The organism is Anabaena sp. FACHB-83 (genome assembly GCF_014697485.1).
Classification (GTDB): domain Bacteria; phylum Cyanobacteriota; class Cyanobacteriia; order Cyanobacteriales; family Nostocaceae; genus Nostoc_B.
Genome location: NZ_JACJRY010000007.1, coordinates 1 through 15,762, shown reverse-complemented (window position 1 = coordinate 15,762; position 15,762 = coordinate 1). Strand labels below are relative to the sequence as shown.

Here is a 15,762-nt window from a genome sequence, read left to right as displayed (position 1 = left end):
TCATAATATTTATAGCGTCACGCACCAACCACAAATTGTGACACTTACGTAAGTCCTGGATAAATAACTAATGACAGCCACAACGCAAAACTTCTCTAATTTACAGTTCTGATGCAGAATAATCTCCCGATTTCCCACCCGTTTTACTAACTAAATAAATTGATTCAATTTGAATCGACTTTTCCAAAGCTTTCGCCATATCGTATAAAGTCAACGCCGCAACAGACACAGCCGTTAAAGCCTCCATCTCCACACCAGTTTCCGCTTTGGTTTTAACCGTAGCTTGGATGTGATAACCGGGTAATTGAGAATCAGGGGTAATTTCCACAGTCACCTTCTGTAATGGCAGGGGATGGCACAAGGGAATTAAATTTGATGTTTGTTTGGCAGCCATAATCCCAGCTATCCGCGCCGTGGCTAACACGTCACCTTTAGGCGTATTACCCTCTTGAATAGCATTGAACGTTTCCGTCTGCATCCGCACCCTCCCAGCAGCAACAGCTTGGCGTACTGTAGACGCTTTGCCAGAAACATCTACCATCTGCGCTTGTCCTTGGGAATCCAGATGACTTAACTCGGCAGAAAAATTTTTTTCAGAATTGTCTTGCATAGTTGGGGAATATGGTGCTACTATATTTTTCTGGTAGGGGCGTGTAGCTCAGTGGACTAGAGCACGTGGCTACGGACCACGGTGTCGGGGGTTCGAATCCCTCCTCGCCCGTTAAATAAAGCAAAAGTAAAAAAGCAAAAGGCAAGAAGATTATATTCTATTGCCTTTTGCTTTTTCAATTCATAATCTCTGTCATCTGAGAGATATAGTGTATCCGCACAATCATGGAATAATATCAATACTAAAGATTGATGTTTTCAATGGTGTATTAAATGTAAATTACTCTTGCCCAATTTAAAAAATTATTGTGTAAATAAATCTAAAGTTGTGATATGATTTACCGTGTTTAGCCAATTTTACAATTTTTTTGATTACAAAACAAACTTAAACTCTATGCAGGGTAAACAAAATACTTTGAATACTCAATATCCTACTAACCAAACCTATCAATGATATCAACCAAAGATGTCAAGATTAGATTACGTGGTAGTTTGATTTATTTATATATGTATTTTTGAAATTATATAGTTACTATTTTAAGAGGCATAGTGTGAAACAGTTTCTTTTGATCACGGATCTGGACTATACACTTGTAGGCGATGACGAGGCAATGGCACAACTAAATCAGCAGCTAGATTTCCATCGTCAGCAATATGGTACTAAAGTTGTTTATTCCACTGGTCGCTCACCTTTTCTTTATCAACAACTAGCATCAGAAAAGAAACTATTAGAGCCAGATATACTTGTTTGTTCTGTGGGGACAGAAATTTATATAAATGGTAGTCAAGACCCTGATTCTACATGGGCTGACAAACTTTCTCAAGCTTGGGATAGAAATTTAGTAAAAACAATATCTGCAACTTTTACTGAATTACAACCTCAAGCAGAAAGTGAACAAAGAGATTTTAAAGTTAGCTATTTCTTAGATGAAAAAATAGCTGGACAAGTCTTACCAGAGTTAGAAAGTACTTTGTTAGAACAGGGATTAGATATTCAAGTTATTTATAGCGGTGGACAAGATGTAGATATTTTGCCACGTCATGCAAATAAAGGTATGGCAATGACATTTGTACGGCAACATTTAGAAATAGATGTAACTAAAACTGTTGCTTGTGGAGATTCTGGTAACGATATTGCTTTGTTTGCTCACAGGGAGGAGAAAGGTATCATTGTCGGTAATGCAAGACCAGAATTGCTAGATTGGCACAATGCTAACCCAAACCCAAATCGTTATTTAGCAACAGCAAAGTTTGCTAATGCTATTACGGAAGGATTGCAGCATTTTGGGTTTTTGGAATGATTAACTGAGTAAGATACAGAAAAAATATAATTAACCGCAGATGGACGCAGCGAAAAGTTTGCGCGTCCGGGTTTCCCGGCGCAAAACTTTTCAAGACAGATAAACGCGGACAAATCTGTATTATCTTCATGTCGAAAGAACTATAAATTTGGTTGAATAAACATTGATATATGAATTTTAGTTTTTTACATATTTATAGAGAGGCAAAATTTCACCTCTCTACAAATTCAATCTTGCCAACGACTGAATATTTAACTCACGTCAACATTATTCAAAGAAAAGGCATCTTCACCATTTCCGATCGCAAAGCGTAAGGAACCAGTAAGACTTTTATTAGATAAGGTGAGAAAAATTAGTAGTGCTAAAAAAGTTAGTACTGCACTATAACCAAACATATTACGGTAGCCGAAAAACTCACTGAGATAGCCAAATATAGGCGCAGCGATCGCAATACCTAAGTCAAATCCAGCCATACAAATCGCAAAAACTTGACCTCGTTCTTGGGGTAGTGAACGGTCTGCCATCATCGTGACAATCATTGAAATCATCGTACCACCACCACAACCTTCAGCGATCGCAGAGATTAAAAAAGCATTGGTACTATTAGCTTGCCATAGTAATGCACAAGCCAAGGTATAAGCCGCAATTCCAAAGGTAATGAACAAACCTCGACCGAAGCGATCGCTGGCTTTACCGGCAAACACCCTGATTGTAAAACTAGAAATGGCAGCAACTGTGAAAAACCAGCCGCCATTAAAATTTACCTCAGTAGATTTAATAAATAACGACACAAAGACATGCACCGCACCAACAGAACTACCCACCAGTAACATCACCAACGCCGGAATTCTCACCCTGGGACTCACCAAGATTTGCCAAAAATTACTATTTTGGCGTTCTGATTGTGGTTGTGTGTTGACGGGTGGATTGATGACTTGTGATGCACACAATAGTCCAATTACAGCAACTACGGCGGTAAACAAAAATAAAGGTGAGTAGCCAAAACTCGCTTGTAAATATCCTCCCAGTGCTGGCCCAATGGCTAAACCAACGGGTGCTGTTAAACTCATATAACCAATAATTTCACCACGAATAGCCACAGGTGCTAAATCAGCCACCAAAGCACTGAAACCAGTGGTAAATGCGGCAATGCTAATTCCATGAAAAACCCGCAGGAAGAATAATATAGGAATGGACGTAAATACTAAATAACCAAAAGGTGCGATCGCAGCTACGGTGAGTCCAATCAATAAAACCAGTTTACGCCCACGCTGGTCGGCGAGTTTTCCCAGCATTGGACGAAACAGCAACAACCCAATGGCAAAGCCACCCATAACTATGCCAATTTCTTGCTTACTACCACCCACATCTTGAATATATAAGGGTAGCGTCGGTAAAAAAGCAGCAGTGCTTGACCAGAATAACAAACCTGCCGCAAACAAAATCAGTAGGTTTCGCCGGAGTTCGGCATTAAATGTATTCAAAGCTTTCCTTAAAGATTTAGTGCTTCTAAATCTAAATTAGATGCAGCTTGGGCAAGTTGATCTAAATCTGTTGGGTTCTCAAAATAAGGTAAGCAACCCAAAACTGGAATGTGTGTAAATGATTCGATGACTTCTTTTGGTGTCCAGTCGGTAATCTCTGCATCAGTACGCGGTTGAATGCAATTCAGTACAATACCGATGAGATTCACCCGTGACTGTCTAGCTAAAGCCACATTCGCCACAGCTTGAGATATTCCGCCTAGCCTGACTGGTACTACTAAGACTGTTGGTAAACGCCATTCGCCAGCAATATCAGCAACCGTTAACTCGTTAGTGACTGGTGAACCCAAACCACCAGCAGATTCTACCAACAAAAATTCATAGCGCGATCGCAACTCAGATAATGTTTTCCACACCACAGCTAAATCAACTGGGCGATTTTCTTTCGCGGCGGCGATGGGTGGTGCTAGAGGCGCTTGAAAATACAAAGGTGTAATTTCTTCTGGCGATTGTTCTAGCTTAAACAGATTTTGATACCACTCGCGATCGCCAATTCCCGATTGTATTGGCTTCATAATTCCCCAGTGACGCTGCGGATAATATTTTTGCCAATAAGCGGCTAATGCTGTCGTTAAAACAGTTTTGCCAGCTTCAGTGTCAGTTCCAGTAATTAATAGTGTGTTCAACAATCTGCTTTCAAAATATCTAATCTAGTCAAGAGCATTATAAATGAGGAAATTTTGCAAGGGAATCTCAACCAGAGAAACTTCCTTTCTAGTTTAAAAGTGCTGAGTGCTGAGTACTGAGTGCTGAGTGCTGAGTGCTGAGTGCTGAGTAGGGTAAGAATTTTCTTCTACCTCCTGCCCCCTGCCCCCTGCCCCCTGCCCACTGCCTCCTGCCTCCTTTTCTCAAGGAGTATTTTGTACTTCAGGCGTTGCTTGAGGCGTACCATCCACAGGCGGGTTATTGTTACTGTCTGTCGGAGTGGTGGGTGTTGGTGTAAACGCTGGCGGAAATGTTGGTGTTAGCGTTGGTGTTGCTGTTGGTGTTGGTGTAAACGTTGGGGTTATGGTTGGTGTTGGTGTTGGTGTTGGTTGGAGTGGATTTTCTAACGCCACCCTGAGATTATAATCACTTTCACTAACTCCAGACTCTAATGTTAACTGGACAGCATATCTACCGCTTTTTGGCAATATTCCTGTATAAGAGTTTACCTGTTGGGCGCTACTATCAAGCACTTGGCGATTCGGAGCGAGAACAGTCAAAGTAATTCCTGTTCCTTGTTCTAATACCGTAGTTAACTTCGCCCCAGCTTGCCCAAAAAAGGTATATTCCATAACTTGACCAGATTTCAGCGAATTTTCAACTGTCGCGGTGTTTGATGCGTCCAATCTCAGGCGCTTACTAGTAATGCTTGGTTCCGTATTAGCGGGTGTAGCTGTTCCGAATGGTGTACCACCAGAAATTACAGGTGAAGGAAAAGTCTGGGGTGCAGGTGGTGTTGTTTCTGGTTGTCCATTAGACTGACTGCGAATCGAACTCACCAGCGCCCAAGAACCCACACCAGCTAAAATAACTACCGCACTCCCAATTGCACCCAAAGCTAAAGGGTTATCTAACACCGAGTTAGCACGGCTAGGGGGAATTGCTGGGTCTGGTCGGTTAGATGGCTGTGGTGGAATTGCATCGGGACGACGACCAACTGCAATTGTTTGCACATTTGTTACTTGTGGTGATGTAGCTACACCTGATTGTTCAACAAATTGTAATGCTTGAATTACCTCAGCCGCACTTTGATAGCGATCGCTAGGGCTAGGATTTAACATCCGATTAATTACCTGAGCCAACTGCGGACTTACCCTGACAAATCTTTGCCAAGTCCAACTAAGTTGTGTTTCATCAAACAACTCAGATGGTTCTTTACCAGTTAATAAAACTATCGCTGTCACCGCTAACGCATATAAATCACTGCTGGGATAGGCGCGTCCGGTTTGCATTTGTTCGCTGGGCGAGTAACCCAATTTACCCACACTCGTAACATTGATATTAGTATCAGCAGTTTGTAAGCGCGTTGCAATTTCTTTGACGACACCAAAATCAATTAAGACTGGCAAGCGATCGCTATCTCGGAAAATAATATTTTCAGGAGAAATATCACGGTGAATAATACCACGACTATGAATGTGGTCTAATACAGGCAAGAGCGATCGCAACAACTGTAATACATCTGCTTCGCTGAAAGTTTGACCTACAGATTGTTTCTCAGCTAATAAAGCGCGATAAGTTTTCCCCGCCACATAATCTTCCACCAAAAATAAACGGTGGTCTTGCTCAAATCTTTCCCGGAATTTCGGGACTTGCGGGTGTTCAATCTGATATAAAATCGTGGCTTCCCGTTGAAAAAGTTCTTGGGCTTTTTCCCAAGCACCAGCCCCAGATGCGATCGGAATTAATTCTTTAATCGCACACAATTCATTAAAGCGTCGCTGATCTTCGGCTAAATAAGTTCTACCAAATCCTCCTTGTCCAAGGATTTGAATGATCCGATAACGGTTTTGTAAGACAGTACCAATTGAAATTGGGGGTTGCATAAATAAATTCAAATTTAATCATAACCAATAAGAGCGCCCTCACAAAGCTGAGTCTGGAGGACACAATACATAAAATTGACTCAAAATTTCGCTTTGAGGGATAGTGTCAGAGTTTGAGGATTTTGCACCTTCCACCCCTAAATTTTTTACCCTCATACACATCAAATTGCGAACCCATCACTCCCACCTTGGATTTTTCATTTTCATACGTCAGTTACACGACAAATACCTGCGGCGATATTCTACCCTAAGAAAAGCAATAATCCCATTCAGATTAGCAAAACCACAGAAAAAATTGCCCAAATAGCAACAGAGAAATCATCAATGGGAGTTGATGCTGCTGCGGACTAACACCCCAAAAGCAAAATCATAGTTTTTTTAGTTTCCCGGCTAATTTTCCAGATTTGAAAATTTTTGTCCAATTTATAATCCAAAAATAGAGTTTGTCAGTTTATAATTTTGTAGCTGGTATCATAAAATATTCTTCTACCCCAGAAGAATTTAATTTTGGGTATTTCTACTGTCTGAGTTCCTGTTCTACTTCACTTAAGCTGAAAAGAGTTGGTCTCAGTAATCAATACAGTTGGTAGAATTATTACTCTGCCAGACTAATCTAGAGGAAATTTGAGTTGTTGAGAACAGCTCAACCAAGGGGCTAACTAACACACTATATGTCAGTTACGGATTCGATGGTTTGTTTACCACTAAAAACTGAAAAATGGATTGATGGTAGCTCTATTGAGAAATGTTTAAAGTTTGTATGAAAGCTTAAATAAAGCTCACAGATGTTTATTTAGCCTATTCCGGTTAAATCTGGTAATTACCTAAATGATAATCTCGCCATGAATGCACTTCGAGGATCTGCTGTGCTCAGTTCTGCCGCTTTTAAGGTGCAGCCAGCTGCAACAGGACTAACCGACAACCATCGCCTGCGGCTATTTTCTGGCTCTGCCAATATACAACTGTCTCAAGAAGTCGCTCGTTACCTGGGGATGGACTTGGGGCCGATGATTCGCAAACGATTCGCGGATGGAGAACTTTATGTTCAAATCCAAGAATCAATCCGAGGTTGTGATGTCTATTTAATCCAGCCATCTTGTCAACCAGTTAACGATCACTTAATGGAATTACTGATTATGATTGATGCCTGTCGTCGGGCTTCAGCCAGACAGGTAACAGCAGTTCTTCCATATTATGGTTACGCTCGCGCCGATCGCAAAACCGCAGGACGAGAGTCAATCACAGCCAAACTGGTTGCTAACCTGATTACCGAAGCAGGTGCTGACCGCGTTCTGGCAATGGATTTACACGCCGCCCAAATTCAAGGTTACTTCGATATACCCTTTGATCATGTTTACGGTTCGCCAGTCATACTCGATTATCTGACCAGCAAACAACTGCATGACCTGGTAGTTGTTTCTCCTGATGTCGGTGGTGTAGCACGGGCGAGAGCATTTGCTAAAAAACTCAATGATGCTCCTCTTGCCATTATTGATAAACGCCGTCAAGCCCATAATGTAGCGGAAGTCTTGAACGTCATCGGCGATGTCAAAGGCAAAACAGCCGTGTTGGTAGACGACATGATCGACACAGGCGGCACCATTGCCGAAGGCGCTAGATTGCTGCGTGAAGAAGGAGCGCGTCAGGTATATGCCTGTGCTACTCATGCAGTTTTCTCCCCCCCAGCAATTGAACGGTTATCAAGCGGCTTGTTTGAAGAAGTCATCGTCACAAACACGATACCCCTTCCAGAAGACAAACGCTTTCCGCAATTAGTAGTGCTTTCCGTGGCAAATCTTTTAGGAGAAACCATCTGGCGGATTCACGAAGACACCTCTGTAAGTAGTATGTTCCGTTAGCCAAAAAAAGACTGTTATTCAAGTTACAGTCTGGCGTAAATAAACATTAAATTTTGAAGTATGAAGTCGAGAAATAATTCTCCTTCGTGCTTCAATTTTTATTTTTAGGGCATTTTACAGGGCTTACGCACAAAGATTATCTGTGGAGATTGGGTGTAAGGGTGAAAGGGTTTGGGGTGTAAGGATTTTGAATCAGTACACACGCCACTTGGCTCAAGTCGGGAAACCCGCCCACGCCAGTCCCCTATACCCCTGAACCCCTACACCCTTGCCAAAACCCTTGATTTTTCGTTTTGATGCGTAAGTCCTATTTTACAAACCGCTCCAGGCGAATAGTTCACAGAGGAAAAGCTTAAAATTGAAGTGTTCACCCAGCTTGGCATAGCATCTTTAATGAACAGCGAAAAAGTAACCGTGCAGCCTTGGTACACTGTCACTGATGAAGAACTAATGCTGATGAGTTCGCAAAACCCAGAACTGCGGTTTGAACGTAACGCTGATGGAACAATAGAAACTATGCCACCAACTGGGGGAATTTCGGGAAATAGAGAGGCGAAAGCGGTTGCTTATTTGCTGGCTTGGGTAGAAAGTCAAGATTTAGGCGAAGTGTTTGGGCCAAGCACAGGTTTTAAATTAGCAAATACAGCCGTGAAATCACCTGATGCTGCTTTCGTTGCGAAAGGACGCTTACCAGAAAATTGGGATCAGCAAGAAGATGCCTTTATTAACCTAGCACCAGACTTTGTAATCGAAATTCGTTCTAAAAATGACAGCTTGCCAAAACTCAAAGCGAAGATGGCAGAATACATTGCCAATGGTGTGCAGTTAGGCTGGTTAATTGACCGACAAAATCAGCAAGCTTTCGTTTATCGTCGTGATGGTTCCATTACCCAATATCCAGAAACAGCAATTTTGAATGGTGAAGATGTTGTCCCAGGATTTACCCTAGCTTTGGCAAAATTATTGTGATTAATCATGGTTTGGAATTAGACAGGGAGTAATTGCTGATGTCGCTATCAACTCAAATATCTTCCAACCTTTCCCTAGAAGAATTTCTCAACTTACCAGAAACTAAACCAGCGAGTGAATATATTGACGGACGCATCTACCGAAAATCAATGCCCCAAGGAAAACATAGTATTCTGCAAACTCGGTTATCAACTAATATTAATCAGGTTGGAGAGACTCAACAAAAAGCTTTAGCCTTAACCGAGTTACGCTGCACTTTTGAGGGACGTTCCTTAGTTCCAGACATTGCTGTATTTGAATGGTCACGTATCCCAACCGATGAAAACGGAGAAATTGCCAATAAATTTGAAAGCTACCCAGATTGGACTATTGAAATTTTATCACCTGATCAATCACCCAACAGAGTAATTAATAAAATTATTTTCTGTATTAACCACGGGACTAAATTAGGTTGGTTTATTGACCCTAATGATAAATCAATCATGGTATTTCAACCGAACAAATTGCCAGAAGTGAAATATGATGCGGATATTTTACTAGTTCTTGATATGTTAAGTGATTGGCAGATAAAAGCAGTAGATATTTTTAGTTGGTTAAAAGTTAATTCATAGATAAAAAACTTCCGATTTACTTAATAGCCCCCACTCGATTCAGAGGGTAAAATCTTTTATAAGCTTTCCCGATAATTAAATGGCGAGATACTACACCCCAACAACGACTATCGTAACTATAATTACGGTTATCACCCAGTACTAAATATGATTCAGGTGGAATAGTAACTGGCTTTGCTAAATATTGTTTCCCTACTGTACAAACATCCATTAAAGTACGTTGATTAGCCGGAAGATATCTGTCTTCTACTAAGACTTTATTATTAATATAAACTTGTCCATTCTTAAGTTCTACTTTTTCCCCAGGTAGCCCAACTATCCGCTTAATAAAAGCATCTTGATATTGTTCTTTTAGTAGTTCATCTGTAGGCCAAAAGACAATAATATCGCCACGTTGCGGTGTTTGAAAACGATAACTAAACTTATCAACCAGAATTTTATCAGCCTCCCATTGATTTGGAGTACCATGTAGAGTAGGTTCCATCGCACCTGAAGGAGTCCAACGGGCTTCTACTCCGTATGTTCTGATTATCCAACCAATATCTAAAAAACCAGATATGGCGATGAATATGGCCAGTATTAATGCCATATTCTTGGAATTTTCTCGATGAACAGGCGAAAATACATACGTGAAATAGGAAATCACTGCATAAACTATTGGCAATAAAAATAACGAAACACCGGCACAGAGAAGAATTAAAATAATCGCTAATATGCCCAGTAACCATTTGCCGATATAGAAATAACCAATGCCTAAAAATAGATGAGATAAAAAAGTGGCTAACCACGGATCTTTACTTTCTTTACGTATAAGTTCAAATTCTGGAGAATTTTTGCTTTTCGCACAACGATAAGCATCGAAAAGATTCCAGATAGCTAAAACAAACTGAGATAATAATAAAATTAACCCCAGGACAATATTGCCGGGAATTCCTAAAATTAGCCAAAAACTAATAATAAATAACAAAAAATACAGAGCTATAATAATGTAGCCTCTGTTGCGATCGCCAGAATAGATTTGTCCTAAACCTGGAAGTATTTGTGAGAAATTTACAGCCAACCAAGGTTCTCTATTAGACACGAGAATTACCCCACTGCTAATTTAGATATAATACAACAACCAACAGTAAAATTGCGTAATTTTGTCCCAGAGAAGCGATCGCCGACTCTATCCCAAATTGCAGAGTTCTGAAACTGATCGCGGTTGTGCTGCCATAATTTGATTTTAAGCTGGAAGCGATCGCATCTATGCTGATTTACCAAATGCCCATAATAGTTCCACATGCAACCGAGTTTAAAACACTACGCTGATTACTTGCGGATGGCTTTTGAGTTAAATCTTTGTTCCCTTGTTGAAATAATTGACTGGGCAGATAAACTAATTACAGAATATGACCATCCTGAAAATTGGATGATTGAGTTATCAACCAGTGCAGATAAACATCCATTAGATGTTATTCACCTGCTGTATTTGATTCCAGGCGAACCAGATTTAGACATATCCTTGAAATTATTAATTGCTAAATTGGGTCAAATTTATCCCAGACTTTTGCCTGAAAATGGTCGTTTTGCCAAACCTGTACACAGTAAATTATTGCGATCGCTCTATCACTTAATTCTTGATCATAGCTCTTGTGACAAACTAAGAGGCGCTATTTATCAGATTGACATGGATCTTGATTATGTAGAGCAAGGTTATGGAGATTGGTCAGTGATTCAGCAAGACTATGAGGAATTACTTGCAACTAGTTATGATTATCAGTAATAGTAGGCTACCTTACAGCACTTCAGAAAAGTTAACCTAGCTTCACAGAGAAACAGTATAAATGCTTAAAACAGAACTAGAAATTTAAAATTTTGATGAAGAGAAAGGATATCAGCTATAAAATTTACAATTTATTTTTAATCTTAATACCGAATTGAAAAATGATTAGGTAAAGGTTGATTGGTGAAAAGCCTACCAATCAACCTTTACCTAATCCCAAATCTAAAATCCAAAATAGTATTATTCATACTTGTCAGCCTAATCAGCCACAAGTAAACAGAAAAACAATCACTTTAAATATATTTATGATTGCTAAACCAATGTATCAAAGAATCAATTGGATTGACTGTTGGAAAGGCATAGGTATTGCTTCAGTTGTGGTTGGACATGTGATAGAAGGAGGGTTATCCGAATATCTATATTGGTTTCACATGCCACTATTCTTTTTCATAAGTGGTTTTTTGTATAAAGATAAGTATGATTATAAAACATATCTGCATAATAAAGTCTCTAGTCTGCTAGTACCTTATTTTTCGTTTCTGCTTCTTTACAGTGGATTACAAGTTTTTAGTTATGTGGTAAAAGCTATCAGGTCTGGTAATATATTACCTTGGAATGAGCAATTTTCATTTATAGTTGCTTATATATATAATCAAATTTATGGTGGAGCTTTACTAGATAATTGGTTTGGAGTTTTTTGGTTTGTCACATGCTTATTTCTCACTCAGCAGATTTACAACCTAATTTATAAAAAATTTGGTCATTACAACATACTGATGATATCTATAATGCTTGTTTCCTATGGACTAGCAATGGCTGATTTTTGGTTTTTAACAAATACAGGATATTTTTGGAATATCAATGTTGTTTGTATGGCTCTACCTTTTTACTGGCTAGGACACCTGTATGCTCAACACAGATTAGAAAACAAGCGATGGCTAGTCCTTTTATCAGGAATTATATTTGGTACTGCCATAGCTCTTCATCAATTAGGTATTCAACCAAACTCTTTTGCTATGAAAGGAGGGTATTATGGCATTGTATTTTATAGTCCATTAGTTGCCCTAGCAGGTATTATTCTGACTCAGAATCTAGCAAATATTTTGAGCAAAAACAAACACTTATTCAGTTTAATGAGTGTATTAGGAGCAAGTTCAATGATGATTATGTATGTGCATCAGCCAGTCCAATTGACTATGCGAGAAATTCCAATTTTATCTAATGTCTTATTAAGAATAATTACTGCTTTAATAGTCTCTTATATCGGTTACAAAGTAGTACTTAGGTTTAAAATTTTAAGCAGGTGTTTTCTGGGTATTAGCAGCTAGAATTACTCCATCACTTAATTCTTGATCATAGCTCGTGTGACAAACTAAGAGGAGCTATTTATAGCAGTAGTCAGATATATTAGGATAATTTGAAAGCTTGAATGCCAGCAATAGTAAGACTTTTCCTCCTGCCTGGTTGGTGAGCGAAGTCGAACCACTGCCTCCTGGATCTTGACTATGTGGAGCAAGGTTATGGAGACTGGTCAGTGATTCAGCAAGACTATAAGGAATTACTCGTAACTAGTTGTGATTATCAGCAATGGCTCGATTTCCCATTACACTGATTGCTGGTATAGATAGCTACAGTAATCATACTTTTAACCTACACAATTGCAAGGCTCTCAGTAACCTCGTCTCAGAGGTTATGCTTAAACAATTGTAAATTATTTATAAACTTTTCACTTATATTTTAAACTTGCTGAATTTTTCTTCAGCAGTATCTATAAAAATGCCTTGCAATTGTGTCAATTACGCTAGAATTGTTAAAGGTTCTTTACAGAGTTTGCAGAACACCCCCAATTCTGTTAAAACAGCCTAGCACACTTAAAATGTAAATCTAAAAACCCCTCTAGAGTTTAAACTAAGCCTCTATGACGCTCCCAATTCGCAACGTCGCCATTATCGCCCACGTAGACCACGGCAAAACCACCTTGGTTGATGCACTCCTCAAACAATCCGGCATTTTCCGCGAAGGCGAAGACGTTCCGGATTGCGTCATGGACTCTAACGCCCTCGAACGTGAGCGCGGAATTACTATTCTGTCTAAAAATACAGCAGTTCGCTACAAAGAAACGCTGATCAATATTGTTGACACGCCCGGACACGCCGACTTCGGTGGTGAAGTTGAACGCGTACTTGGCATGGTTGATGGTTGTCTTCTAATTGTCGATGCCAATGAAGGCCCCATGCCTCAAACACGATTTGTGTTGAAAAAAGCTTTGGAAAAAGGCTTGCGCCCCATCGTTGTTATCAATAAGATTGACCGCGCTAAAGCTGACCCACACGTTGCTGTGGATAAGGTGTTGGATCTGTTCTTAGAATTAGGTGCAGACGAAGACCAGTGCGATTTTACCTATCTGTTCGCTTCCGGTATGGCTGGTTATGCTAAAGAAAGCATGGAAGCAGAGGCGGTTGATATGCAGCCTCTGTTTAATGCGATTCTCCAACACGTTCCACCACCAGTAGGCGACATCAACAAGCCCCTGCAATTGCAAGTCACCACCCTAGATTATTCTGAATACTTGGGACGGATTGTCATTGGCAGAATCCACAACGGTACTATCCGCGCTGGACAACAAGCGGCTCTAGTTACAGAAAGTGGCGCTATTGTCAAAGGCAAAATCACCAAGCTGATGGGATTTGAAGGACTGAAACGGGTAGAAATGGAAGAAGCAACCGCAGGTTATATTGTTGCGGTAGCTGGTTTCGCTGATGCTTACATTGGTGAAACAATCACTGACCCAACCGAACCCCAAGCCTTACCACTAATTAAAGTGGATGAGCCTACCTTACAGATGACCTTCTGGGTAAACGATTCACCCTTTGCTGGTCAAGAAGGTAAACTGGTAACATCCAGACAAGTACGCGATCGCCTATTCCGCGAACTAGAAACCAACGTGGCTTTACGCGTTGAAGAAACCGACTCCCCCGACAAATTCCTAGTTTCCGGTCGTGGAGAACTGCACCTGGGTATCTTAATCGAAACCATGCGCCGGGAAGGTTTTGAGTTCCAAGTATCTCAGCCACAAGTAATTTACCGTGAAATCAACGGTCAACCTTGCGAACCTTATGAACTCTTGGTTTTAGACGTTCCTGCTGATGCTGTTGGTAGCTGTATCGAACGTTTGGGACAACGCAAAGGCGAAATGCAAGATATGCAGCCCGGAAGTGGCGATCGCACCCAGCTAGAGTTTGTCATTCCCGCCCGTGGTTTGATTGGTTTCCGTGGTGAATTCATGCGGATGACCCGTGGTGAAGGCATCATGAACCACAGCTTCCTAGATTACCGTCAACTCAGTGGTGATATTGAAGCCCGTAATAAAGGCGTTCTCATCTCCTTTGAAGAAGGCGTTTCTACTTTCTACGCCATGAAGAACGCTGAAGATAGAGGCTCATTCTTCATTACTCCCGGTACTAAAGTTTACCGAGGCATGATTGTCGGTGAACACAACCGTCCTCAAGACTTAGAATTGAATGTCTGCAAAACCAAGCAGTTAACTAACCACCGCGCAGCCGGTGGCGATGAACTAGTTCAATTGCAAGCACCAATCGATATGAGTTTAGAGCGTGCATTGGAGTACATCGGCCCCGATGAGTTGGTGGAAGTTACACCCCAATCTATTCGCCTACGGAAGATGTCGAAGAAATTAGCTAAACGCTAAGTAAAGCTATAAATTAATTGATAAAGCCCGCACAAGCGGGCTTTTTAATTTGTTATTTCAAGTGTGTTATGTTATGCACTTAGTAAAGAACTTGCAGATAACTCTGGTGAAAATTATAAAAAAGTGGAAGAGTACTGGGAAAAGATTGAAAATACCATTGGTACTGAAAACCTTGATAAATTTTTGATGATCAATAAATTGTCTCAGAAAAAAGACAGAGATAGAGCAGTTAAAAATTTAGTAGATGAATACACTGAACTTCTAAAAAATAGCTATTCAAATAAAGCAATAAATTTTACTGTTGATCTACTGAAATCAGCAGGGAACTATCAAAAAATTAGAGACTTAGAATTTGAGGATATGGCATTATTCAAAATATTTTCTTCATTATCTCGTCTTTCAGATGAATGGCTACCTCCTATTTTGGCATTTATTAATCGCATGGATAAAGATAAAAATTTTAATAAAAAACATTTTAAAGAGTTTGTTCATATTTTTGAAAAGTGCTATATGCACGGGTGGTTTAAAAAGCAGGTGAGAAGTAAGCGGGAAATGGTTTGCTACTCAGCTTTAGTAGCTATTAACACAGGTCAAAGTCTTTCAGACATACTTAATATTATAAAAAATAATGCTGATAATGAAGGGTTCTTATTATCTCTAGATGATGATATTTATGAGCCATCTCCAAATAGAATAAATTTTATAAAAGCTGTTCTTTTACGAATTGACCAGGAAGTGCAAGATGATAGTGTACAGCACTTGCGTCTGTTATGAGGTACAATAAATTAAAATATAAATACCTCTAAATGAAGTCATACTCTGTCGATCTTCGAGAAAAAATAGTTGCAGCACATCTTCAAAAAA

At 40.0% G+C, this 15,762-nt stretch carries 13 protein-coding genes, 1 tRNA gene and 1 pseudogene; 9 read left to right on the top strand and 6 right to left on the bottom strand.

What is annotated here, in order from left to right:
• Positions 1–100: 100 nt before the first annotated feature.
• Positions 101–610 carry a cyclic pyranopterin monophosphate synthase MoaC gene (moaC, locus tag H6G79_RS10640; RefSeq protein WP_190588616.1) on the bottom strand — a complete coding sequence of 170 codons (510 nt, stop codon included), beginning with the start codon at positions 608–610 and terminating at the stop codon, positions 101–103.
• Between the two features lie 37 nt (positions 611–647).
• On the opposite strand from moaC, the gene H6G79_RS10635 reads away from it, so the two are divergent.
• Both H6G79_RS10635 and H6G79_RS10630 read left to right on the top strand, forming a co-directional pair.
• Positions 648–721 (top strand) — tRNA-Arg (locus H6G79_RS10635).
• A 439-nt stretch (positions 722–1,160) separates the two neighbouring features.
• A complete protein-coding gene (locus H6G79_RS10630; protein WP_190588615.1) occupies positions 1,161–1,910 on the top strand; it encodes a sucrose-phosphate phosphatase in 750 nt (249 codons plus the stop codon).
• A 251-nt stretch (positions 1,911–2,161) separates the two neighbouring features.
• Here H6G79_RS10630 and H6G79_RS10625 read toward each other — a convergent pair whose 3' ends face one another.
• The 3 genes from H6G79_RS10625 to H6G79_RS10615 all read right to left on the bottom strand — a co-directional run bounded on the left by H6G79_RS10625 (position 2,162) and on the right by H6G79_RS10615 (position 5,985).
• Positions 2,162–3,394 (bottom strand): MFS transporter, encoded by a 1,233-nt coding sequence (locus tag H6G79_RS10625; protein ID WP_190588614.1) that lies wholly within the window; start codon positions 3,392–3,394, stop codon positions 2,162–2,164.
• 8 nt (positions 3,395–3,402) lie between these two features.
• Entirely contained in the window at positions 3,403–4,080 is a 678-nt protein-coding gene (gene bioD / locus H6G79_RS10620) for a dethiobiotin synthase (protein ID WP_190588892.1), read from the bottom strand.
• 222 nt (positions 4,081–4,302) lie between these two features.
• The gene (locus tag H6G79_RS10615; protein WP_190588613.1) at positions 4,303–5,985 is read right to left on the bottom strand and encodes a serine/threonine-protein kinase; all 1,683 of its coding nucleotides are present in this window, start codon (positions 5,983–5,985) and stop codon (positions 4,303–4,305) included.
• A gap of 842 nt (positions 5,986–6,827) precedes the next feature.
• Here H6G79_RS10615 and H6G79_RS10610 point away from each other — a divergent pair.
• From H6G79_RS10610 to H6G79_RS10600, 3 genes are all read left to right on the top strand, one after another.
• Positions 6,828–7,844 (top strand): ribose-phosphate pyrophosphokinase, encoded by a 1,017-nt coding sequence (locus tag H6G79_RS10610; RefSeq protein ID WP_190588612.1) that lies wholly within the window; start codon positions 6,828–6,830, stop codon positions 7,842–7,844.
• A 393-nt stretch (positions 7,845–8,237) separates the two neighbouring features.
• On the top strand, positions 8,238–8,813 hold the full coding sequence (locus H6G79_RS10605) for a Uma2 family endonuclease (RefSeq protein WP_190588611.1): 576 nt from the start codon (positions 8,238–8,240) through the stop codon (positions 8,811–8,813).
• Between the two features lie 38 nt (positions 8,814–8,851).
• Complete coding sequence (locus tag H6G79_RS10600) at positions 8,852–9,424, top strand: Uma2 family endonuclease (protein ID WP_190588610.1); 573 nt, start codon at positions 8,852–8,854, stop codon at positions 9,422–9,424.
• Positions 9,425–9,440: 16 nt separating this feature from the next.
• Here the strand turns inward: H6G79_RS10600 and lepB are convergent.
• Together lepB and H6G79_RS10590 are read right to left on the bottom strand one after the other, a co-directional pair.
• A pseudogene (gene lepB, locus H6G79_RS36670) lies at positions 9,441–9,989 on the bottom strand (signal peptidase I); the annotation flags it as partial.
• Positions 9,990–10,510: 521 nt separating this feature from the next.
• Positions 10,511–10,708, bottom strand: a complete 198-nt coding sequence (locus H6G79_RS10590; RefSeq protein ID WP_190588608.1) for a hypothetical protein — start codon at positions 10,706–10,708, stop codon at positions 10,511–10,513.
• On the opposite strand from H6G79_RS10590, the gene H6G79_RS10585 reads away from it, so the two are divergent.
• From H6G79_RS10585 to H6G79_RS10570, 4 genes are all read left to right on the top strand, one after another.
• Positions 10,707–11,189, top strand: coding sequence for a hypothetical protein (locus H6G79_RS10585; RefSeq protein ID WP_190588607.1), 483 nt, complete (start codon positions 10,707–10,709; stop codon positions 11,187–11,189). The genes H6G79_RS10590 and H6G79_RS10585 overlap by 2 nt on opposite strands.
• A 176-nt stretch (positions 11,190–11,365) precedes the next feature.
• Positions 11,366–12,517 carry an acyltransferase family protein gene (locus tag H6G79_RS10580; protein ID WP_190588606.1) on the top strand — a complete coding sequence of 384 codons (1,152 nt, stop codon included), beginning with the start codon at positions 11,366–11,368 and terminating at the stop codon, positions 12,515–12,517.
• Positions 12,518–13,107: 590 nt separating this feature from the next.
• On the top strand, positions 13,108–14,898 hold the full coding sequence (gene typA, locus H6G79_RS10575) for a translational GTPase TypA (RefSeq protein ID WP_190588605.1): 1,791 nt from the start codon (positions 13,108–13,110) through the stop codon (positions 14,896–14,898).
• A 63-nt stretch (positions 14,899–14,961) separates the two neighbouring features.
• A complete protein-coding gene (locus tag H6G79_RS10570) occupies positions 14,962–15,672 on the top strand; it encodes a hypothetical protein (RefSeq protein ID WP_190588604.1) in 711 nt (236 codons plus the stop codon).
• Positions 15,673–15,762: the final 90 nt, after the last annotated feature.

What these genes read in the sequence shown, in the direction of transcription:
- moaC (WP_190588616.1), bottom strand. Translation starts at nt 610, where the DNA reads ATGCAAGACAATTCTGAAAAAAATTTTTCTGCCGAGTTAAGTCATCTG.
- H6G79_RS10615 (WP_190588613.1), bottom strand. Translation starts at nt 5,985, where the DNA reads ATGCAACCCCCAATTTCAATTGGTACTGTCTTACAAAACCGTTATCGG.
- H6G79_RS10610 (WP_190588612.1), top strand. Translation starts at nt 6,828, where the DNA reads ATGAATGCACTTCGAGGATCTGCTGTGCTCAGTTCTGCCGCTTTTAAG.
- H6G79_RS10605 (WP_190588611.1), top strand. Translation starts at nt 8,238, where the DNA reads ATGAACAGCGAAAAAGTAACCGTGCAGCCTTGGTACACTGTCACTGAT.
- H6G79_RS10600 (WP_190588610.1), top strand. Translation starts at nt 8,852, where the DNA reads ATGTCGCTATCAACTCAAATATCTTCCAACCTTTCCCTAGAAGAATTT.
- H6G79_RS10585 (WP_190588607.1), top strand. Translation starts at nt 10,707, where the DNA reads ATGCAACCGAGTTTAAAACACTACGCTGATTACTTGCGGATGGCTTTT.
- H6G79_RS10590 (WP_190588608.1), bottom strand. Translation starts at nt 10,708, where the DNA reads ATGTGGAACTATTATGGGCATTTGGTAAATCAGCATAGATGCGATCGC.
- typA (WP_190588605.1), top strand. Translation starts at nt 13,108, where the DNA reads ATGACGCTCCCAATTCGCAACGTCGCCATTATCGCCCACGTAGACCAC.